The sequence below is a fragment of the Haloarcula nitratireducens genome (genome assembly GCF_019599505.1).
The window spans coordinates 653933-673122 of sequence record NZ_RKLT01000001.1 but is presented as its reverse complement, the minus strand read 5'-3'; the positions used below and the strand labels follow the sequence as shown (position 1 = coordinate 673122).

20 protein-coding genes and 2 tRNA genes are annotated in these 19190 nt (G+C 65.5%); 11 read left to right on the top strand and 11 right to left on the bottom strand.

All coding sequences use genetic code 11. The annotated features are described in order from the left end of the window. Positions 1-114 precede the first annotated feature (114 nt). Both EGH23_RS03495 and EGH23_RS26980 read left to right on the top strand, forming a co-directional pair. Positions 115-450 (top strand): hypothetical protein, encoded by a 336-nt coding sequence (locus EGH23_RS03495; protein WP_220578629.1) that lies wholly within the window; start codon positions 115-117, stop codon positions 448-450. A 265-nt stretch (positions 451-715) separates the two neighbouring features. After that, positions 716-1375 carry a plastocyanin/azurin family copper-binding protein gene (locus EGH23_RS26980; protein WP_220578628.1) on the top strand — a complete coding sequence of 220 codons (660 nt, stop codon included), beginning with the start codon at positions 716-718 and terminating at the stop codon, positions 1373-1375. Between the two features lie 257 nt (positions 1376-1632). Here EGH23_RS26980 and EGH23_RS03485 read toward each other — a convergent pair whose 3' ends face one another. Then, entirely contained in the window at positions 1633-3033 is a 1401-nt protein-coding gene (locus EGH23_RS03485; protein WP_220578627.1) for an MEDS domain-containing protein, read from the bottom strand. A gap of 181 nt (positions 3034-3214) precedes the next feature. On the opposite strand from EGH23_RS03485, the gene EGH23_RS03480 reads away from it, so the two are divergent. After that, positions 3215-4450 carry a GAF domain-containing sensor histidine kinase gene (locus tag EGH23_RS03480; RefSeq protein WP_236044600.1) on the top strand — a complete coding sequence of 412 codons (1236 nt, stop codon included), beginning with the start codon at positions 3215-3217 and terminating at the stop codon, positions 4448-4450. A gap of 620 nt (positions 4451-5070) precedes the next feature. On the opposite strand, the gene EGH23_RS03475 is transcribed toward EGH23_RS03480, so the two are convergent. The 3 genes from EGH23_RS03475 to EGH23_RS03465 form a co-directional block, all read right to left on the bottom strand. After that, positions 5071-5144 (bottom strand) — tRNA-Arg (locus tag EGH23_RS03475). A 65-nt stretch (positions 5145-5209) separates the two neighbouring features. Then, the gene (locus EGH23_RS03470; RefSeq protein ID WP_236044599.1) at positions 5210-5530 is read right to left on the bottom strand and encodes a twin-arginine translocase TatA/TatE family subunit; all 321 of its coding nucleotides are present in this window, start codon (positions 5528-5530) and stop codon (positions 5210-5212) included. A gap of 148 nt (positions 5531-5678) precedes the next feature. Continuing rightward, positions 5679-5915 carry a hypothetical protein gene (locus tag EGH23_RS03465; protein ID WP_220578625.1) on the bottom strand — a complete coding sequence of 79 codons (237 nt, stop codon included), beginning with the start codon at positions 5913-5915 and terminating at the stop codon, positions 5679-5681. Positions 5916-6119: 204 nt separating this feature from the next. On the opposite strand from EGH23_RS03465, the gene EGH23_RS03460 reads away from it, so the two are divergent. Genes EGH23_RS03460 through EGH23_RS03450 form a run of 3 tightly spaced genes read left to right on the top strand, consistent with a single transcriptional unit; the run spans position 6120 to position 7905 of the window. Continuing rightward, positions 6120-6593: a redoxin domain-containing protein gene (locus EGH23_RS03460; protein ID WP_220578624.1), complete on the top strand. Its 474-nt coding sequence runs from the start codon at positions 6120-6122 to the stop codon at positions 6591-6593. A gap of 46 nt (positions 6594-6639) precedes the next feature. Further along, complete coding sequence (locus tag EGH23_RS03455; RefSeq protein WP_220578623.1) at positions 6640-7452, top strand: HD domain-containing protein; 813 nt, start codon at positions 6640-6642, stop codon at positions 7450-7452. A 57-nt stretch (positions 7453-7509) separates the two neighbouring features. After that, the gene (locus EGH23_RS03450) at positions 7510-7905 is read left to right on the top strand and encodes a hypothetical protein (protein WP_236044598.1); all 396 of its coding nucleotides are present in this window, start codon (positions 7510-7512) and stop codon (positions 7903-7905) included. A gap of 38 nt (positions 7906-7943) precedes the next feature. Here EGH23_RS03450 and EGH23_RS03445 read toward each other — a convergent pair whose 3' ends face one another. From EGH23_RS03445 to EGH23_RS03435, 3 genes are all read right to left on the bottom strand, one after another. Continuing rightward, on the bottom strand, positions 7944-8216 hold the full coding sequence (locus EGH23_RS03445; protein ID WP_220578622.1) for a hypothetical protein: 273 nt from the start codon (positions 8214-8216) through the stop codon (positions 7944-7946). Between the two features lie 178 nt (positions 8217-8394). Further along, positions 8395-8465 (bottom strand) — tRNA-Gly (locus tag EGH23_RS03440). 125 nt (positions 8466-8590) lie between these two features. Continuing rightward, positions 8591-9247 (bottom strand): class I SAM-dependent methyltransferase, encoded by a 657-nt coding sequence (locus tag EGH23_RS03435; RefSeq protein ID WP_220578621.1) that lies wholly within the window; start codon positions 9245-9247, stop codon positions 8591-8593. Positions 9248-9474: 227 nt separating this feature from the next. Here EGH23_RS03435 and EGH23_RS03430 point away from each other — a divergent pair, with 227 nt between their 5' ends. Next, a complete protein-coding gene (locus EGH23_RS03430) occupies positions 9475-10485 on the top strand; it encodes a right-handed parallel beta-helix repeat-containing protein (RefSeq protein ID WP_220579214.1) in 1011 nt (336 codons plus the stop codon). Between the two features lie 47 nt (positions 10486-10532). On the opposite strand, the gene EGH23_RS03425 is transcribed toward EGH23_RS03430, so the two are convergent. Both EGH23_RS03425 and EGH23_RS03420 read right to left on the bottom strand, forming a co-directional pair. After that, positions 10533-11579 (bottom strand): tyrosine--tRNA ligase, encoded by a 1047-nt coding sequence (locus EGH23_RS03425; RefSeq protein WP_220578620.1) that lies wholly within the window; start codon positions 11577-11579, stop codon positions 10533-10535. Between the two features lie 60 nt (positions 11580-11639). Next, on the bottom strand, positions 11640-12290 hold the full coding sequence (locus tag EGH23_RS03420; protein WP_220578619.1) for a DUF4013 domain-containing protein: 651 nt from the start codon (positions 12288-12290) through the stop codon (positions 11640-11642). Positions 12291-12408: 118 nt separating this feature from the next. On the opposite strand from EGH23_RS03420, the gene asd reads away from it, so the two are divergent. Continuing rightward, a complete protein-coding gene (gene asd, locus EGH23_RS03415) occupies positions 12409-13446 on the top strand; it encodes an aspartate-semialdehyde dehydrogenase (RefSeq protein WP_220578618.1) in 1038 nt (345 codons plus the stop codon). A gap of 15 nt (positions 13447-13461) precedes the next feature. On the opposite strand, the gene EGH23_RS03410 is transcribed toward asd, so the two are convergent. Continuing rightward, the gene (locus EGH23_RS03410) at positions 13462-14415 is read right to left on the bottom strand and encodes a D-2-hydroxyacid dehydrogenase (protein WP_220578617.1); all 954 of its coding nucleotides are present in this window, start codon (positions 14413-14415) and stop codon (positions 13462-13464) included. Between the two features lie 162 nt (positions 14416-14577). Here EGH23_RS03410 and EGH23_RS03405 point away from each other — a divergent pair, with 162 nt between their 5' ends. Then, a complete protein-coding gene (locus EGH23_RS03405) occupies positions 14578-15162 on the top strand; it encodes a response regulator (protein ID WP_220578616.1) in 585 nt (194 codons plus the stop codon). Positions 15163-15216: 54 nt separating this feature from the next. Continuing rightward, positions 15217-16575: an NAD(P)/FAD-dependent oxidoreductase gene (locus EGH23_RS03400; protein WP_220578615.1), complete on the top strand. Its 1359-nt coding sequence runs from the start codon at positions 15217-15219 to the stop codon at positions 16573-16575. A 371-nt stretch (positions 16576-16946) separates the two neighbouring features. Here EGH23_RS03400 and EGH23_RS03395 read toward each other — a convergent pair whose 3' ends face one another. Further along, entirely contained in the window at positions 16947-17915 is a 969-nt protein-coding gene (locus EGH23_RS03395) for a hypothetical protein (RefSeq protein WP_220578614.1), read from the bottom strand. A gap of 169 nt (positions 17916-18084) precedes the next feature. Here EGH23_RS03395 and EGH23_RS03390 point away from each other — a divergent pair, with 169 nt between their 5' ends. After that, entirely contained in the window at positions 18085-19176 is a 1092-nt protein-coding gene (locus EGH23_RS03390) for a NosD domain-containing protein (RefSeq protein WP_220578613.1), read from the top strand. The last annotated feature ends 14 nt before the right edge of the window (positions 19177-19190 follow it).

Genomic DNA, 19190 nt, shown 5'->3' with positions numbered 1-19190 from the left:
TCGCGCGATAAAACAGCATAATCGAACATACCGGTAGATGAACACGCATATTCTTTAATAATGTATAGAAACGGCCAATGGACTTTAGTTTCTTTGTCCCCCAGTTCGGCTTGCATGTCGGACAACCTGGATAGACGATCCTTCATCCGTCGTACAGCTGCTGTCTCAACCGTCGGTCTGCTGGCTGGCTGTGGCGGCGACGGCGGAAGCGGCGAGTCTGAAGGAACGGACGCTGGTGACGAAGGCGGCGAAAGTGGCGGAATGGGTACCGAAACCGAGGAAGGAATGGGTACCGAAACCGAGGAAGGCATGATGGGCAACGAGACGTCCACCGAGGAAGGCATGTTGGGTAACGAGACGTCCACCGAGGAAGGCATGATGGGCAACGAGACGTCCACCGAGGAAGGCATGTTGGGTAACGAGACGTCCACGGAAACCGACAGCGTCTAATCCACTAATCCAAACGCGAGCATCGCCGACGGAATCGGCGACGAATCCGTCGATACAGGTGGGGGTTGGGGCCGTTTTACTCCGGAACTCGGCACGGAGACCCGTCTGTATGCAGACGGAGATCGTGAACGATCAGGATAGGCGACTGGAGTGCCTCGTTTCCGTCGCGACCCGGTGGAGATCGACGGAGTCGTAGGTAACGTGCCCGTCGAACTGTCATACAGCCACCATCAAGATTTAACTAGAGGGAACAGAGATTACGGATGTGAAACGGCGTAACTTTGTCCGCACTACCTGTATCGGTCTCGTCGGGGCGATCGCTGGCTGTAACGGACCGGATACAGAGTCTACGCCGACGGATGGTACAGAGACTCCGACCGAGGCGGCGACCACGGCTCCCGCCGCGACGGAGTCCCCGACCGAGACGCCGACCGAAACCTCCACCGCGTCGTCGACTGAGACGCCGACCGAGACACAGACCGAAGCCGGCACCGAGCGACCGTCTTATCCCCTGCGGCAACTGACCGAGGAGCAGAAGCGGAAACTCGACTCCGGGCAGACGTACGACGGTTCGTTCGCCGACAGACGCGGGAGCGGGACCGTCGCCGTCGCCGTGGGTCAGACCCCCTCGAACGCCCTCTTCGAACCGCCCGCCATCTGGATAAATCCGGGCCAGACAGTCCACTGGGAGTGGCGCGACGGCGAACACGAGCTCACGCACACGAACGGGGACGCGTTCACCGAGAAGACCCCTACCCCTACGCAGACGGTCACCGGGACGGCCACCGCAACGCCGGGCGGTAGCGTCTCACACACGTTCGACGAGCGCGGCGTCTACATGTACAAGTGTACGAACCACGCGTCGGTCGGCGCGTACGGCGTCGTCGTCGTCGGCGGTCCCCGGACGACGGCCACCGCGAATTGATTGTTTCCATACGAGCGAACGTACGCTTCGCTCGCAGGTGGTTTTTGCTCTGTTGCTTCCCTCATTGAGACATGCGAGCACTCAAGCCCGAAAGCGATCGGTACGCGAAACAGGTTAATGACGCAACCATCCGGGTAATACGCCGCAATTTTGCGTAAAATCCAGACTGAAATCCGCCCACGTATCGATCAGTCAGGTTCTCTCAGCCCCCGGAGTATCTCCGGCATCTGGGATGTCTGGCGCGGAATACACTTCCGCTAATCGTCGGACGTGATTTCCACGTCGCGAAACTCGAACCGAGCGCCCCCATTCGCGCTATCCGTTAGCGTGAACTCCCAGCCGTAGGTGTCGGCGATCTGTGCGACGAACGTTAGGCCGAGACCTATCGCGTCCGTGTCGGTCGAGTAGCCCGCTTCGAGGACCGCCTCGCGCTCGGCCTCGGGAATGCCCGGGCCGTCGTCCTCGACGTAGAAGCCCGTCGGCAGGTCGCCGACCCGAATCACGATGTCCTCGTCGCCATGCTCGATGGCATTGACGAAGAGGTTCTTCAGGAGATGTCGGAGGTGGGTGACATCGCTCTCAATGGTGTGCCCGGCCTTAATGTCGATGGTCGCGGTGTCAGGCAACGAGATGTTCCCCCACGCGTCGGCGGCCACGTCGGCGAGCGCGACTGGCTCCCAGTCGATGACCGAATCCGACCTGCGAGCGGTCACGAGCAGGACGTCGATCATCTCCTCCATCCGATCCAGCGCGGTCGACAGTTCGGCGGCGGCGGGGTCGTCGTCGATGGTCGCCCGTTGCTGGTAGATTTTGGCAATTTGGAGCGGGTTCCGGAGTTCGTGGGCCAGCATGCTCGCGAAGCTCTCTAGACGCTCGTTCTTCTGCTGGAGTTCCTGTTCGCGTTCTCGGAGGTCGACCGTCGCCGTCGTGCGGTCGTACAGCGAGTTCAGCATGCGCTCGACCTCGTGTTCGGGTTGGTCGGGCCCGAAGAACTCCTCGGGCGGCGTGTAGTAGTTGTTCTGGCAGACGACGTTGTCGTAGATGAGGTGGGGGTGAGTGCGGATGACTTCCCGGATGACCGTCGCGGGGAACCGATCGCGGTTGTACTCGCACAGTGCGGTGCAGGCCGTTCGGCCGAACAGCTCGTTAACTTGCTGTTCGTACGCCATGAACGTCTCGATGTCGGCTTCCTCGCCGAGGATCCACGTGGCCTCCGAACCGATGCGGAGTCCGGTGTACTCGTCGAGAGTATCCTCGATCGTCTCTTCGAAGAACGCGATCATCTCGTCAGGGTCGAACTCGCCGTTCCGATAGTAGGTGTCCTGTTTGGTGTGGAAGGTTAGCGCCCCCGAGTCACAGGCTGCCTCGACGTCGACGCCCTCCGTCCGCATCACGGACACGATCTCGTCTTTAGTGTGTTCGTCGGCGATGTACATACACCGCTCGCCGCGTTCGAGACCCTGTTCGACGAATGGGATCGCGGCGGCGAACTTTTCTTCAGGGGTCTGGTGAATAAGGGCGATGTGGTCGTTAGAGTCGTGCCCCTCGTGCGGCTCGACCGGGCCGCGGAATGAGGGGCTCGACCGAAGCGCTTCGAGACCGCTCTCCACGCCGAGCGTCTCGGGTTGGATGGAATCTGACGGTGAATTCTGGCTCATACTTGCTCACTAACAGAGGTCGAAAGACCGCTCACAATCTTCAAGCGATGTTGAAGTTGCAGTCGAGATACGTAATAGTTACGTAGCAGTTTTAGGGCAAACGGGACGGAACTCGCTACCAATGGTAAGTTACTAAGCCGCCAAAAACACTTTCTCAGTGGGCCGTCTACGAAGTATCAGTATGTACTTTTCTACGCCTCAGAATCGAATCACTGCCGTCCTCCATAATCTATTCCCACGTGAGAATCAGATTAATCCAGTAGCCTGCGCCGGCGAGAGGGGCTCGAACTCGACCCAGCAACACGTATTAGCGGAGATCGCCCAATCAGCGCTAGACAACTACCCACTCGACGACTTATTTGACGAAACGGTTGAACGTGTGGCAAACACACTCGATCACGACTACTGCAAGATCTTGGAACTTCGGCCGGCCGATGACGAGTTGCTACTTCGGAACGGCGTGGGGTGGCACGATGGCCTTGTCGGGACGGCGACGGTCGAGACCGAAGAGAACTCACAAGCGGGGTACACCCTCCTCGAGGAAGAGCCCGTGGTCGTCACCGACCTGCCGGCCGAAGATCGGTTCACTGGGCCGGAGTTACTCACGTCCCACGACGTGAAAAGCGGTATCAGCACTATCGTTGGAACGCCTGACGATCCATGGGGGATTCTGGGCGTCCACAGCACGACCCCCGAAACCTACACCGACGAGGATGTGGAGTTCGTCCAGAGCGTCGCCAATATCCTGTTCACCGAGATTCGACGACGAAAACGTGAAGCCGAACTGGAGGCGCAAAACGAACGCTTGGACGCGTTCGCGAGCATGCTGGCCCACGAACTCCGCAATCCCCTCACCGTCGGCCAGATGTACAGCCAGCAGCTCTCGGAGGATCCGGAGACGGACGCCGCAACGCACGTTCGAGAGGCGTTCGACCGTATCGACGATATAATTGACGTCCTACTGATACTGGCCCGCGGTCGTGACGAAGTCTGCGCGAACGGTACAGTTGTTCTTGCGGACGTCGCCCGCGAGGTGTGGTCGCGCATGAACGCTCCAGGTGCGACGCTAGAGGTAGACACCGACCGTGTTCTACGGGCTGCAGACACGCACGTTCGGCATCTTCTCGAGAACCTGTTCGAGAACGCAGTCGAGCACGGCGGGGGTGACGTGACCGTCACGATCGGGAACCACCCGACCGGATTCTACGTCGCAGACGATGGAATAGGGATTCCAACAGAGAATCGAGACGATGTGTTCGATATTGGCTTCACGACGGCTGCTAAGGAAGGAGGAACCGGGTTGGGGTTAGCGTTCGTGCGGGAACTGGTGGACGTGTACGGCTGGACGTGTACGCTGACCGAGAATATAGCTGGCGGGGCCCGGTTCGAGTTCGAGAACGTTGGCCTCGTCGAATAAAGTAACTGAGCGGTTGACATCGTCTACCACCCCTACAGTAAACGGAACGTAGCGGACTGCGACACGGGAGAGCTCCCGATCTGAAAGGCCCACAGATTCCGTCGAGAGGTAGCTCCCAGTGCATCAGCGTGTTCAAATCCGAGATCAGGCGGTCGCTGCTCGATTTGGTGCAGCTAACTACATCCAGTTTCCCGTGATGAGGTGGATATCTCGGCGAATGAGGACACTCGCGCGGATAGGAAGACAGTCGATCCCCCTCGGCGACCGGATTTATTATCTCGGTACGGAAGAAGGTCCTCGAACCGCGTGATGGCTCGCCACCCCAACCCGCTCCGGGTTCGAACCGCAGCTCGGACCGAGCTATGGCTTAAATATGGAATCCCGAAAGCTCGCCACCGTCTGACGAGATGTCGAAAACTTCGAGAGCGAACGGCCGTGGCGGGACTGAGCGGAATCGAAGATTCCGCGAGGGTCGTCACGGTCGCGAACGAGCGAAGCGAGTGAGCGGGCGTGGCGGGATTCGAACCGGAGCAAGACGGTCGCCTCACTGCGTTCGGCGCTGCGACTTGCAGGGTTCGAACTCCGTTCCCGTTCGCTCGTCGCGTCCGCTCCTCGCAGAACGGGCGTGGCGGGATTCGAACCCGCGCTCTAGGGGTTAGGAACCCCTCGCCCTCGTCCACTAGGCCACACGCCCTGCCGGAGGGTCACGGGACTACTGAAAAACGCTTTCGTTCGCGCGAAAAGCGGAAGAAGCGAGAGTCAGTTGTTCGTTTCGGTCGCCGTCTCCTCGGACGTCGAGGTGGCGGTGTCGGTGCTCGTCTCGGTGGCCGACGTTTCGGTGGTCGTCTCCGTGGTGGCGCCGGTCTCCTCCGATTCGGGTGAGACGCCGTCGCGCATCTCTTCGAGCTCTTGCTCGACTTCTTCGCGGCCTTTCTGGAACTCACCCATCGCCTCGCCCGTCGAGCGAGCGAGTTTCGGAATCTTGTTTGCGCCGAACAGCAGGACGGCGATGAGGAGGATGACCATCATCTCCATCCCGCCCGGGAACCCCGGGAATAGCGGTACGAATGTCCCTGACATTGTGTCCAAATTTTACGTGGTTGCTATTATAACCTTTTTGCTCAACAGCGCCCCGTCGAGCCGCCTTATAGGCTTTTTCCACTGTTTGGGAAACAAGCTGATCCGAATCTGGTGTGTTACGGACTGTCACAGCTCGTAACGGGAGAACTCACTGCTGTATCAGTCGGGCAGTCACGTCGTCGAGCCAGGGGGGCACGTCGAGATCGGCGAGCGTTCCGTCGCGCCAGGTCGTCACGACTTCCGTCTCACCGTCGCGCGTCAGGTCGATGCGCCACTTCCGTCCGTCGTCGGCGGTGATGTCGAAGCGCGCGCCGCCGTTCGCCAGCGAGTCGACGTGGGCGACGGTCACCTCAGTCCCGTCGTGAACTTCCATCGTGTCGGGCATATCTGTCCGAACGGGCGCGGATCACTTAAACGGGCTTCCCGACGCGACCGTTCACGACGAGTCGTCGCCGAAGTAGTCGAGAGTGATACCGAACGACGGCGTCGTCACTCTCGTCGACGAACCGCGGTCTATCGCGAGATAGTTCGAACGCTGGCGGACCGCATCGGTCACAAGGGATTTGAATCGTCACCCGATAGGCCGGGTATGGTCTCTGTCGGCGACGAAGCTCCGGACTTTACCGCACCGCTCGCAAACGGCGACGTAGACGAGGTCACGCTGTCCGACGCCGTCGACGACGGCCCGGTCGTCCTCGCCTTCTTCCCGGGCGCGTTCACGAGCGTCTGCAGCGACGAGATGGAGACCTTCGACGACAAACTGGGCGAACTGGCCGACGCCGGCGCGACGCTCTACGGCGTCAGCATCGACACGCCGTTCGCTCAGAACGCCTTCCGCGACGACACCGGGCTCACCTTCGACCTGATAAGCGACAACGACCGGGAGATCATCGACTCCTACGAGGTCTCGATGGACTTCGCGGCGCTTGGCGTCCACGACCTCGCCAAGCGGTCGGTGTTCGTCGTCGACGAGGACGGCGTCCTTACCTACGAGTGGGTCAGCGACGACCCCGGCGTCGAACCCAACTACGACGAGGTGCTCGAAGCCGCCCGAGCGGCCTGAGGGATTCAGGCGTGGGTTTTTCTCACTGGCACCGCGTACAATAGCTATGAGCGAGCGAGAAGCAGACACCCGCGGTCGCATCTACGAACCTAACGCCGAACACGCCTTTCCCGACGAGCGAGTCAACGACGTCCTCGACGCGCTCGCGGCCGACGAGGAGGTACAGGCGTATCTCGAAGCCCAGAACGTCAACCCGGTCAAGCGCAAGCGCTACAACGACCACGGGGCGAAACACATCAGCATCGTCCGCCACCGAGCGATGTGTCTGTACGACCTGTTGAAGGCGGGCGACGTCGAGTTCAACGGGGCCGGCGATCAGGGACTCGACGAGGCCGACGAAGCGGTCATCGTCGCGCTCGCCTCGACGCTGCACGACATCGGGCACGTCGTTCACCGGGACGACCACCCCTACTACTCGATCCCGCTCGCGGCGGACCTCCTCGATAAGATCCTCCCCGAGTTCTACGACGTGGGCGACCTGGTTCGGGTAAAGGGCGAAGTGCTCCACGCGATCCTCTGTCACCATACGGAGGAGCAACCGCTGACGCTCGAAGCCGGCGTCGTCAGGGTCGCCGACGCGCTGGACATGGAGCGCGGGCGCTCTCGCATCCCCTACGAGCGCGGCGGGCGCGGCATCAACACCGTCTCCAGTCAGGCCATCGAGACGGTGACGCTCAGCAACGGCGACGACTATCCGGTTCTCGTCGAGATCGAGATGAACAACGCCGCCGGCGTCTATCAGGTCGACAACCTCCTGAAGGCGAAACTGACCGACTCCGGGCTCGAAAGCCACGTTCGCATCGTCGCGCTCAACACCCGCGAGGACGGCAACCAGATCGTCGAACGAATCGAACTCTAGTCGGTCGGATCTGTGAGCGACACAACCGTTTTGTAGCCCCGAAACTTATCCCTGCGTATGAGTCTCACACCCATAGACAAGCAGCGGGGTGATCCGCCCGGCACCGCCCGCGAGGAGGGTGACGACTCCTCACTCGTCGGCCGGGCGTGGGCGCGGACTCGGACGGCCATCGGTCACCTCTCCGGTCGAGTTCGCGCGTGGTTCGACCGCAACCGCCGCGGTCGCTCACAGACGACCCCACGCTCCGACGACGTGCCCGCCCCGGCGGAGTGTCCCCGCATCGCCGGGCTCCCGGAGCGGGACCGACCGTTCACGTACCCCGCACGGGACCACGCGGACGCCAATCGAGCCGACCTCGTCAGCGTCGAGAGCGGCGAGGAATTGACTATCTCGCTCCCCGACAATCCGAACGCGACGATCACTTCGGACGTCTGGGAGTCCGTCGAACCCTGATCTCGTCTCCTCTCGTTCTCTCCTCTGGTGTATCTCCCTCACTCGAAGAACCGATCGGTGCCCGGCACTGCCTCGGCATCCTCCGGCAGTTCCGTGAACCACCCGACTTCAGCCGCCGCGTCTACTGAGTCGCCGCCGTCGGTCGGTAACTCGCCGCCACCATCTTCGCTCGCGGGCGACGCGCCGAAGACGACGAAACGGCGGGTCACGGTCCGATCGCTGCCCGCGCTCGGTGCTTCGTAGCGCCAGACGCCGGCCGCGCCGTCGAGTTCCACGTCGAGACCGGTGTTCACCTCTACGGAAATCCCCATATACAGCATTCGCTGCTCACGATTCGTTCGCAGCAAAATGCGGCGGCCGGGATTTGAACCGAACTCGGACGTGCTCGCTCACCGCTCACGGCTACGCCGTTCGCTGCGCGCGACTGATAGGCTTCAAATCCCGGCCGCTTACACACTCGACGCTCGCGAAGTTGCTCGCGTCGAGAAGTGCGGCGGCCGGGATTTGAACCCGGGCCATGAGCTTGGAAGGCTCAGGTCCTACCACTAGACCACCGCCGCGCGTTCGCTTTGCTCACGCGCGGCGAGGCTCGCAAATCCGATGGATTCGCTCACCACCGCCGCTCGTTTCGATCGAGGCGTCTTCCGACACCGAGCGAACGTACTCGGTCATAGACGGAAGGTGATTAAGGCACTTTCCCTTCGGGACCGACGACCGCGTAGCAGTTGCCACTCGAGAGTTCCAGCGAGTGCAGTTCGAGCCCACTGGCTTCGACGGCGCGTTCGAACTCCGCGGGCGCGTAGATGTGATAGAAGCGCGGGACCGTCTCGCCGCCGGGGAGCGTCCAGTCGACGGTGGTGTCGAACCCCTCCTCGGCGTCCGCGCTTGCGTCGAAGCGGTCGTGGGCGGTGCTCCACGCGCTAACGAGGGCGCGACCGTCGGGCGCGAGGACGCGGGCGAGCTCGTCGAGGCTGGCGCGGCGGTCGGCGGCCGTCGGGAGGTGATGCAGCGTCGCGACGTAGACGGCGAGGTCGACGGTCCCATCCCGAAGCGGGAGAGTCGTCGCGTCACCCTGGACGAGCGAGACGCGCGGGCCGACGCGGGCGCGGGCTTCGGAAAGCAGGGCGCGGCTCGCGTCGAGGGCGATCACGCGGTCGGCGACGCCGGCCAGCAGTTCGGCGTGACGGCCGTTGCCACAGCCGAGATCGAGCGCGGTTTCGGCGGACGGGGCGTCGGCGACGAACGACTCGACCTCGGGCCAGGCGTACTCCCGCGTCTTCGAGAAGTGGTCGCCGATGCGCTCGTAGGTCCGGCGGACGCCGGCCCGGGAGCGGTCTTCCATACGAGCAGACACGACGAACGACGGCTTACCGGTTGTGACTGCGGGACGGTGCCAGTACGGTCGAGAACGCCGGCGTAGAGACTCCCTTCCGCCGTCGGGTTCCGGATCGCCAGTCCTGCGGCGGGTTCAGAGAGCGCCTGATGCGAACGGTATGCGCCGTCTTCGACGGTCGGCGCGGGGAAACCGGTCCATACTAATCCATCTTTGGCTCGACGGTTCGGACGACTATGGGCGAGAGACAGCTCTCACGGCGGACCGTCCTCAAGTACGGGGCCGTCGCGGGGGGACTGACAGCGGCCGGCGGTGCACTGGGTGAAGCAGCGATTTCCGACGACGAGGAAGCGCTCGACCGGCCGGCGGACGAAGCGGCCCTCGCGCAGACGAACGAGTCGACCACCGAAATCCAGTCTGGCTGTGACGCGACGGTCGACGCGAGCGGCGGGGGCGACTACGAGACGATTCAGGCCGCCGTCGACGCCGCCGAGACCGGCGACGCGCTCTGTGTCGCTCCGGGTACCTACGCGGGGACGGTCACCCTCTCGGTCGACGGCGTGACGCTCGCTCCGACCGAACGGGGGGCCGTGACCCTCAGCGGCGGCGACGCGGCGACCGACCCGGTGGTCGACGTGACCGCCGACGGCGTCACGGTGGAGGGCTTCGAGATCACGAACCCGGACGGCGCGCGCGGCGTCCGCGTGGCCGGCGGCCTCGCCGACGTCACGCTTCGCGACAATCGTGTGACCGCCATCGGCCCGGTCGCCGAGATCGAGACGGTCGGCGTCCTGCTGGACGGCGACGTCGAGTCGGTGACGGTGGCGGACAACGAGCTGACCGACCTCGCGGCCGAGGGCGCGGGCGCGACCGCAGAGGGACTCGCCGTCCGCGGCGGGACGAGCGACGTCGTCGTCCGAGGCAACGTCTTCGAGGGAATCACGGCGAGTGATTTCGTCGGCGCGGCGATCGCGGTAGACCGGGGAGCGGACGGCCTCGCCGTCGAGACGAACGACTTGCTGACCGTCGTCGGCGTCGAGAACGCGGCCGACGCGACGGTCACGGCGTCCTGTAACTACTGGGGGATGCGCGACGGGCCGCGACAGGTCGGGACGAACCGCGCCGCGGATAAGGGACCGATGGCCGACGAGCGAAGCGCGGCCATCGGCGACGTCGAGTTCCGACCGTGGCTCGTCCAGTCGATTCAGACCGCGAGCGGCGCGCAGTCCTGTTTCGGCGGGCGCTAGCGCACTCGAAACGGCGTCGGCGTCCGCGAGAAAGCGCGAGCGAGTCGTTACGCCTCGCCGTCGCCGTACGTCTCGGGGTAGGCCTCGGCCAGCAGTTCGGGTCGCTCGTTCAGGCGCGTTCGCACCGGGTCGATGACCTCGGAGACGGCGCTCGCCACGGCGGGTTTCAGGTCGGCGGGGTGGAGCTCCCCGCTGAGGAAGTCCTCCTCGACGGCGTCGTAGCTCTCGTAGACGAGGTCGCCGCCGTACTCATCGGGCCGGGAGACGACGAACGATTCGCCGCCGGCTTCCAGAACCGGGAAGACGAGGTGGTTCAGGTACTCCAGCACGCCGTTGTCTTCGAGCTCGCCCGCCGGGCAGTAGGCCTGTCCGATCTTCTCCTCGACCTCCTCGTCGCTGTCGGTGAGGTTCACCTTCGAGGCGGCGTCGGAGGCGCTCATCTTCCCGCCGGAGAGGCCCGACAGCAGCGGCGCGAAGACACAGACCGGGGACTCGCCGCCGTGGTCGGGCAGAACCTCGCGGGAGAGCATGTAGATGCCGCGCTGATCGACCCCGCCGTAGGCGATGTCGGCGTCGAGCGCCTTCACGTCCAGCGTCTGCATCAGCGGGTAGATGAGACCGCCGAGGTTCGGACTCTCGGATTCGCGGACGACTTCGCTCGCGGCGCGCTGTGAGCGCGCGATGGTCGTCTCCGCGGCCATGCGGTACATCTCTAAGGTGTACTCCTCGTCCAGTTGGAAGTCCGTGCCGCGGACGAACTCGACGTCGTCGGGGTCCGCGCCGGCGGCGTCGATCATCCCCTCGATGGCCGCCTCGTAGTACGTAGAGCGGGCGTCCAACAGATCGAACGGGCTCTTGTTGTCGTCCAGATGGGCGTGGAGGTCGGCGATGAGCACCGTTACCTCGATACCGGCTCGCAGGAAGTCGGCGAGCTTTCGCATCGTCGTGAAGTGGCCGATGTGCATCTCGCCGGTGGGCGCGTAGCCGATGTACGCCGTCGGGTCGCCCGCCTCGAACAACTCCTCTAACTCTTCTTCCGTGACGACCTCCTGGGTGTGCCTGCTCACGAGGTCGATTCGCTCGGCCGTATCCATACCTCGGCTCCCCGCTCCGGCGAGTAAAACGTTCCTGTGTCGGGCCGCGGCCGGGCCACCTCAGTCGTCGCCGGCCGGGCGCTCCATCGGGTCCCGGCCGTCGCCGACCGCCCCCGCGTAGCCGCGCGCGAACAGGTGATAGCCGACGGCCTGTCCGTAGAAGACGAACGCCGCCCCGACGAGGATGAGGACGAAGACGCCGCCGAGACCGGCGATGACGAACAGCGCGACGTACGCCTCGACGATGGCGACGACGTAGATGGGGCGGCGGGCGGCCTCGGCGATCGCGCGAACGTCGAACGCCGCGGCGAGGCGGTCGGTCGTCGCCAGCCGAGCGAGCGCCGCGGGGAGCGCCACGGCGACGACGGCACCGACGAGGCCGGCTATCGCCAACAGGAACGTCCCCGCCTGGGAATACCCCAGCGCCGGCGCGAGCACGGCTCCGAGCACCAGCATCACCGGGGCGAAGACGTAGGCGACCTGAACGGTGATGGAACGCGCGCCGTCGAAGAAGAGGTCCCCCCAGTCCGAGAACTTCGGCGGGTTCGGTCGCCCATCGGCCGTCGAACGGACGACTCTGAGAAGATATCCCTGAACCGGGATGAGCGGGACGAACAGCACGACGCCGACCAGCGTCAGCAGGCTCCCGGTAATCACCGTCCAGAGCCACCCCGGTCCCCGCTGTGGATAGGAGAGCGCGTCACGCAGCATTGCCCGGAACTGTCCCGGCGCGGTACTTATAGTTCGACGGTCCGTTACTGTCGCCGGTCTGCCACACAGCACCGAGACCCAAACTGTTTTGCGTCACCGAAGCAGACGGAGCACCACAATGTCTGTACGCGTAGGCGTCCTCGGAGCCACCGGGGCTGTCGGACAGCGACTCATCCAACTCATCGACCCGCACCCGGAGTTCGAGCTCGCCGCGATGACCGCGAGCGAGTCGAGCGCCGGCAAGAGCTACAGAGAGGCCGCCAAGTGGCGCGTAGACGCACCGATTCCCGACGACGTCGCGGAGATGGAAGTCGGCGCGACGACGCCAGAGGACGTCCCCGACGACGTGGACCTCATCTTCTCCTCGCTCCCGTCGAGCGTCGGCGCGGAGGTCGAACCCGACTTCTGTCGAGCGGGCTACGTCGTCTCCTCGAACTCCTCGAACGGCCGGATGGACGAGGACGTGCCGCTGGTCATCCCCGAGGTGAACGCGGACCACATCGACCTCCTCGAGGTCCAGCGGGACGGACGCGGCTGGGACGGCGCGCTGCTGAAGAACCCCAACTGCTCGACGATCACGATGGTCCCGCCGCTGGCCGCTCTCGACGGGGCGTTCGACCTGACGGACGTGCGCGTCTCGACGCTGCAGGCCGTCTCCGGCGCGGGCTACGACGGCGTCACGTCGATGGAGATCATCGACAACGCCATCCCGCACATCGGCGGCGAGGAGCAGAAGATGGAGAGCGAGTCGCGGAAACTGCTCGGTACCTTCGACGGCGCGGAGGTCGAACTCCACGGGATGGACGTCGCCGCCTCCTGTAACCGAATCGCCACGCTCGACGGTCACCTCGAGAACGTCTGGGCCGACGCCGAGGAGGACGTGACCGTCGAAGCGGCCGAGGACGCGATGGCCGAGGTCACCGGCATCGACCTGCCGTCTTCGCCCGAGCAGCTCATCACGGTGTTCGAGGAGCCCGACCGCCCGCAGCCGCGGCTCGACCGGAACGTCGAGGACGGCATGGGCGTCGGCGTCGGCGGGTTCCGCGAGACGACCGACGGCGTCCAGTTCAACTGCCTCGCCCACAACACGATGCGCGGCGCGGCCGGCGCGAGCGTCCTCAACGGCGAGCTGCTCAACCAGCGCGGCTACCTCTGAGACAGCGGGGCCCGGTCACGGCTCGATCTGGTTTCTCAGTCCGCTCCACTCGCCGCTCTCGGCACCGCGGCGGACGTTCTCGGCGACGATGTCGGCCAGCCGCTCGTAGTACTTCGGCGTGTGCCCGGCGTTGTGCGGCGTCACGAGGACGTTCTCGAAGTCCCAGAGCGGGTGGTCGCTCGGCAGCGGCTCCGGGTCGGTCACGTCGAGCGCGGCCGCACCGAGGTGATTCCGCCGGAGGGCCTCGACCAGCGCGTCCGTCTCGACGACGGGGCCGCGGGCGACGTTGACGAGGGCGGCTTCGGGGTGCATCGTCCCGAGGACGTCGGCGTCGAACAGCCCGCGAGTCACGTCCGTGAGCGGGCACGCGATCGCGACGTATCGCGCGTCGGCGACGGCCTCGTGTATCTCGTCGTAGCCGTACACCTCGTCGGTCGGCCCGCCCTTCTCCGGGGAGTGACGGACGCCGACGGTCTCGACCCCGAAGCCCGCGAGCCTATCGAGTATCGCCTCGCCGATCGCGCCCATGCCGACGACGCAGACGCGACTGCCCGCGAACTCCGACGCCCGGAAGGAGTGCCAGGCGTGCGCTTCCTGCCGCCGCCTGGCCGTGAAGAACTCCCGGGTGAACGAGAGCCACGCGCCCAGGACGTACTCCGCGATGTTCGGGCCGTGGACGCCCGACGCCGTCGTCACCGCGACGCCGCGGTCGGCCAGCTCGGAGAGCGGGAGGTGGTCGTACCCGGCGCTGCTGGCGGCGAACAGCCGGAGGGAGTCGGCGCTGTCCAGGAGCTCGGTCGAGATCGAACCGCCCGCGACCACCGTCGCGTCGGTGACGTGTTCTCGCTCCAGTGCGGGCGTCCGAGCGAGGACCACCTCGTGACCGGGAAGCCGCTCGCGGAGCGCGGTCGCGTACTGATCGGCGGGCATCCCGTGAACGCTGTAGTTCCGGACGAGGACTTTCACCATATCACCGCTGGCCGCGGGAGCGGGAAAACGGTAGCGGCGACGTCAGCGCGAAGTCTCGTATCCTCACACTAAAGTGCCGAAAATGGCCAGTATAAACGGTCCTGAACGGTTCGAAGGGAGTGTATATTATATGTCCAGACTTCCCGTCACGCTCTAGTAGTGATGGTCGAGACAGTCGGAACGGTGCTGGTGGTCGACGACGAATCGGACTGTCGAGCGCTCTACCGCATCTGGTTACGGGAGGCGTTCGACGTAATGACGGCGAAAGACGGCGTCGAGGCGCTCGATCAGTTCGACGAGACCGTAGACGTCGTGATCCTGGACCGAGAGATGTCTCGGAAAGACGGAACCGAAGTGGCGACCGAACTCGCCGCGCGCGACGCCGACGCCTTCGTCGCCATGGTGAGCGGCGTCGAGCCGGGAACGGATCTCCTGGAAATTCCCGTAGACGAGTACCTACAGAAACCGGTCGGTCGGGAGGACGTGCTCGGCCTCGTCGACCGGGCGATGGCGCTCGGTCAGTATCGGGACCGCTTCCGCCGTTTCTGCTCGCTCGCCGCCCGGGTCGCGACCGTCGAGCAACGCGTCCACCGGACCGAACTCGACGGGGACGCGACGTACCGCGAGGCGGTCGCCCGCCTCGAACGGGAGCGGCGGACGGTCGAAGCCGCTTCGCTCCCCGGCGACGCGGTCGACGAACTGCTGCCGAGCTCCGGAGACGCCCCGACCGCGCAGGAATCGCTCTAACGCGACGGAACGAGACGAACAGGTTTTAGCCGTCGGGGTGGCACCGTAGCGCGTATGGAACACGTAGACGTGGCAATCGTCGGCGGCGGCCCCGCGGGGTCGTCGGCCGCCGAAGCTGTCGCCTCCCGCGGTGCCGACGCGGTCGTCCTGGAGAAGGGGGTTCCCCGGGCCGACCGCGCGGCCACCGGCCCGGATTCGACGGACGCCGCCGGCCTCCTCGACTACTGGCTCGACATCATGGAGTTCGACTTCGAGGAGTTCCCCGACGACGTGGTCCTCAGCGAACTCGACGGCGCGAAGTTCTACGGACCCGACAGCGAACTCGCGCTGACGGAGACGGGGATCGACGCGAGCTACGACGGCTTCGGCTTCACGATGCACCGCGCGAGGTTCGACGACTGGCTCCGCGAGCGGGCCGAAGACGCCGGTGCCGACTACCGAGTGGGCGTCAGCGTCACCGGCGTCGAGACGGCCCTCGCCGGCGACCCGCGACACACCGTCCAATTGGCCGGCGGCGAAAACATCGAGACCGACCACCTGATCCTGGCCGACGGCCCACAGCGGACCGTCACCGGCGGCGCGCTCGACCAGTTCCTCCCCGCCGGGCGGAAACTGAGCGACCGGATGCCCTCGACGGAGGCCAACCACATCGCCTATCAGGAACACCGCCGGATGCCCGAGGAGCTGTTCGACCCCGACTTCATCGAGTTCTGGTGGGGTATCATGCCCGGCCACACGGCCTATCCGTGGATCTTCCCGAACGACGCGCCGGTCGCCCGCATCGGCCTGACCATGCCCATCGGGCTGGACATCGCCGACTACGACAAGCGCGAGTGGGCGCTGCTGCGCGACGACGACGAGGGGATACCCCGCGGCCGCGAGTACGTCGAGCGATTGCTCGAACGCCAGTTCCCCGACTACGAACTAGAGGACTTCCCGCTCGTCACCGACCGCGGGAAGTCCGGCGGCACCGAGACCTACCCCATCTCTTCGACGCGCCCCATCGAATCGCCGGTCCGGGCGGGCATCGCCGTCACCGGCGGCGCGATGGGCGCGACTTCCGCGTTCCACGAGGGCGGCGACCACGTCGCCGTCAGGACCGGACGGATCGCCGGCCGCCTCGCCGCCGAGGACCGCCTCGAACGCTACAACGACGAGTGGCAGGCCGCCATCGGCGACGAGGTCCTGCGCAACGTCACCTTCGCCGATCTGGTTCGGGACTGGGGGCCGACCGACTGGGACCGCGCGTTCTCCACCGCGAAGGACCTGATGGACGCCCGCGGCATCAAGGCCGACGCCGCGCTCAAGGGCGGCCTTCACGGCCTCGATCTGGTCGCCAGCTACAAGTGGGGGAAGTTCAACAACCGCAAGGCCCGCTACGTCCAGTTGCGCGAGGACGACTACGCCGTCTGAACGCCACCCTTAGATACGAGCGCCGACTAGCGCCGCTGCGTGCCTTCAATCCCCGGCCGAGGCCCGTCACCGGGACGATGACAGTCCGGAGAACCCGGGCGCGCGACATCCGGCGGCTCACGCCGCCCGGTTGGCGGTCGTAAACCGCCTCGGTAATCGTCGTCCTGACGGACGACCGCTCGACGGCTAGCGCCGTCTTAGCGATCGGTGACCTGACGGTCACCCGCCCGGCACGAGGGTTTGCCGGCTGACGTGGCACACGGCCGAGGATGACGCCGGTCGTTAGTGTTCCGGGCGCACATTTTCGACGGCGAAGATCGCCGTCACCCGTCTCCCGTTCGTAGAGAGAAATCTCGAAGCGGATCCGACCCTCACTCGACGCGGTCGTCGGCCCATCTCGAAGGGAGGACGCGCAGTAGGCCGTCGGCCGCGAGACTGTCGGTAGTGACGAACAGAACGTCGTCGCCGCCGGTGACGGACGTCTCCTCGTCGAGCACGTCATTCCAGTGGTTGAGGATGGCGTCGGGGATCGGGAGCTCGCGGACGTCCGCCCCGATCTCGCTGCTGGCGACGTAGTGGACGCCGTCCCGCTCCTCGACGGCATCGTAGTCCTGAGAGACGAATACCGCGTTATCGCCCGAACGGATCCCCCAGAACGCCTCGGCCGAATGCGCGAGGAAACCCCGGTCGAACGCGCTCTGGGGGGCCGGCACCTCCCGGCTCTGTCCGTCGAGGGCCGCCTCTCCCAAGCGGTCGACGTCCTCCGTCTCGCTGTCGTCGGCGTCTTCCGACCCGGACTCCGTCGCCTCCCGCAAGTCCTCGCTGTCGACGCCGGTGTCGGCGACCTCGCGCTGGCCGACTGCCGCCGATTCGGCGTCGCTCTCGGATTCGGACTCGGCGTTCGATACCGCTCCCTCGACGTCCGGAGACGTATCGACGGCTTCCGCGACCGCCTCGTCGGTAGCGCCGTCTCCCCCACCGACGCCGCCGGCCTCGTCGGCGACCGCCTCGACGTCCGGGCCGGTGTCGGTCACGTCGGTCTCCTCGATGGCTTGTTCCTCGCCGCGGTCGCGGAACCGCCGCCGGGCGAGCGTGAGCGCGACGAACCCGGTACCGACGACGAACCCGACGAGCCCGCGGCCCCGGTCGCCGTTCCGGAGCGCTCTGAGGCCGCCGAGTAGACTCGTCCCGCCGACGGTCGCGGTCACCGCGTCCGATTCGACGCCGCGCCGGAGATACGGCGCGGCCTTCGAGAGGAACTCCCGGCCGCGTTTCGCCGCGGTCCGCGCGGAGTCGACGCTCGGCTGGTCCGACTGCGCGCTGGTATCGGTCTGGTTCACGTCGGGCCGTTCGGTCCCGACGCACAAACTTCCACTGCCGGCTCTCTCGTCGTTCGAACCGCGCTCGCCTCGGCGACGTCCTCCGGACGTATCTGCCCGATTCGTGTCGGTTTCATATTACGTAGATTCGCGAATACCTTATTTCAGCCGGCGCGGTGACGTATCGGTCATGGAAAAGAGAGCAGAGAGGAGTTCTGGCGACGATACGGCCACTCGATCGCGACGGCGATTCCTCGAGACCGTCGGAGCGACGGGGGGTCTCCTCGCAGTCGGCAGCGGGCAGGGCGTCGCGAGTACCGACCCGTCCGCGGAAGAGGCGTCGCTCGAGGCCGTCGGGAGGGACGGGACCGGCGGCGACGCCGTCGGGTCGCTCACCGGCCACGAGATATCCTCCTGTACGACTATCACGTCGCCCGGCACGTACGACGTCGTCGACGACATCTCCTCGGCGGGGAGCGGCGTCTGCATCGACGTGCGGGCCGACGACGTGACGATCCGGGGTAACGGTTACGCGCTCAGCGGCGACGGAGGCGGGACCGGCGTCGGCGCGAACCTCGGCGCGACGAGCGGCGGGCCGATCACCATCCGCGAGAATGTCGAGGTCGAGGACCTCACCGTGAACGGCTTCGAGACCGCGGTCGGCTACGAGGAGGTCACCGGCGGCCGGGTCGAAGGCGTCACCGCCCGCGGGAACGGGACCGGCGTCTCGCTCCGATATGGCGTCACGGATGTGACCGTCCGAAACTCGACGCTCGCCGATTCGGGCGTCGGGTTCAGGACCGTCGGCAGCCCGAACGTCTACGGCGGCCCCGAGAACAACACGTTCGAGTACAACGACGTCGAGTCCAACGACCGGGGTATCTGGCTGGGGCTCATCACTACCGACCACGACATCTCCTGCAATCGAATCGTCGGTAATCGCGGCGGTGCCTTCCACAGCGGCGGCGAGACGCGCGGGCACGTCTACGACGGGAACGTTATCTGTAGCAACAGCGAGTACGGGTTACGCAACGTGGACAACCCGCCCGAAGACGGCATTCCGGCCTTCGAGGACGTCGTCGAGGCGACGGGCAACTACTGGGGCGCGTCGGACGGCCCGTCGAGCGTCGGCGACCCGGCGACGCCGTACGAGGACCCGGTGACCGGTGCCCTCGCCGACGGCGGCGGCGACGGCGTCAGCGAGTCCCTCGACGCCGGGATCGCGAACGTCCACTTCGACCCGTTCGAGGCGTCGCAGCCCGCGGGTGCCGGACGGCGGTGAGCCGCGGGTAGCCG

Bases quoted from the DNA above. Each gene is read 5' to 3' on its own strand.
- EGH23_RS03495 (WP_220578629.1), top strand. From the start codon at position 115: ATGTCGGACAACCTGGATAGACGATCCTTCATCCGTCGTACAGCTGCT.
- EGH23_RS03485 (WP_220578627.1), bottom strand. From the start codon at position 3,033: ATGAGCCAGAATTCACCGTCAGATTCCATCCAACCCGAGACGCTCGGC.
- EGH23_RS03480 (WP_236044600.1), top strand. From the start codon at position 3,215: ATGTACTTTTCTACGCCTCAGAATCGAATCACTGCCGTCCTCCATAAT.
- EGH23_RS03470 (WP_236044599.1), bottom strand. From the start codon at position 5,530: ATGTCAGGGACATTCGTACCGCTATTCCCGGGGTTCCCGGGCGGGATG.
- EGH23_RS03465 (WP_220578625.1), bottom strand. From the start codon at position 5,915: ATGCCCGACACGATGGAAGTTCACGACGGGACTGAGGTGACCGTCGCC.
- EGH23_RS03460 (WP_220578624.1), top strand. From the start codon at position 6,120: ATGGTCTCTGTCGGCGACGAAGCTCCGGACTTTACCGCACCGCTCGCA.
- EGH23_RS03455 (WP_220578623.1), top strand. From the start codon at position 6,640: ATGAGCGAGCGAGAAGCAGACACCCGCGGTCGCATCTACGAACCTAAC.
- EGH23_RS03450 (WP_236044598.1), top strand. From the start codon at position 7,510: ATGAGTCTCACACCCATAGACAAGCAGCGGGGTGATCCGCCCGGCACC.
- EGH23_RS03445 (WP_220578622.1), bottom strand. From the start codon at position 8,216: ATGGGGATTTCCGTAGAGGTGAACACCGGTCTCGACGTGGAACTCGAC.
- EGH23_RS03435 (WP_220578621.1), bottom strand. From the start codon at position 9,247: ATGGAAGACCGCTCCCGGGCCGGCGTCCGCCGGACCTACGAGCGCATC.
- EGH23_RS03430 (WP_220579214.1), top strand. From the start codon at position 9,475: ATGGGCGAGAGACAGCTCTCACGGCGGACCGTCCTCAAGTACGGGGCC.
- EGH23_RS03425 (WP_220578620.1), bottom strand. From the start codon at position 11,579: ATGGATACGGCCGAGCGAATCGACCTCGTGAGCAGGCACACCCAGGAG.
- EGH23_RS03420 (WP_220578619.1), bottom strand. From the start codon at position 12,290: ATGCTGCGTGACGCGCTCTCCTATCCACAGCGGGGACCGGGGTGGCTC.
- asd (WP_220578618.1), top strand. From the start codon at position 12,409: ATGTCTGTACGCGTAGGCGTCCTCGGAGCCACCGGGGCTGTCGGACAG.
- EGH23_RS03410 (WP_220578617.1), bottom strand. From the start codon at position 14,415: ATGGTGAAAGTCCTCGTCCGGAACTACAGCGTTCACGGGATGCCCGCC.
- EGH23_RS03405 (WP_220578616.1), top strand. From the start codon at position 14,578: ATGGTCGAGACAGTCGGAACGGTGCTGGTGGTCGACGACGAATCGGAC.
- EGH23_RS03400 (WP_220578615.1), top strand. From the start codon at position 15,217: ATGGAACACGTAGACGTGGCAATCGTCGGCGGCGGCCCCGCGGGGTCG.
- EGH23_RS03390 (WP_220578613.1), top strand. From the start codon at position 18,085: ATGGAAAAGAGAGCAGAGAGGAGTTCTGGCGACGATACGGCCACTCGA.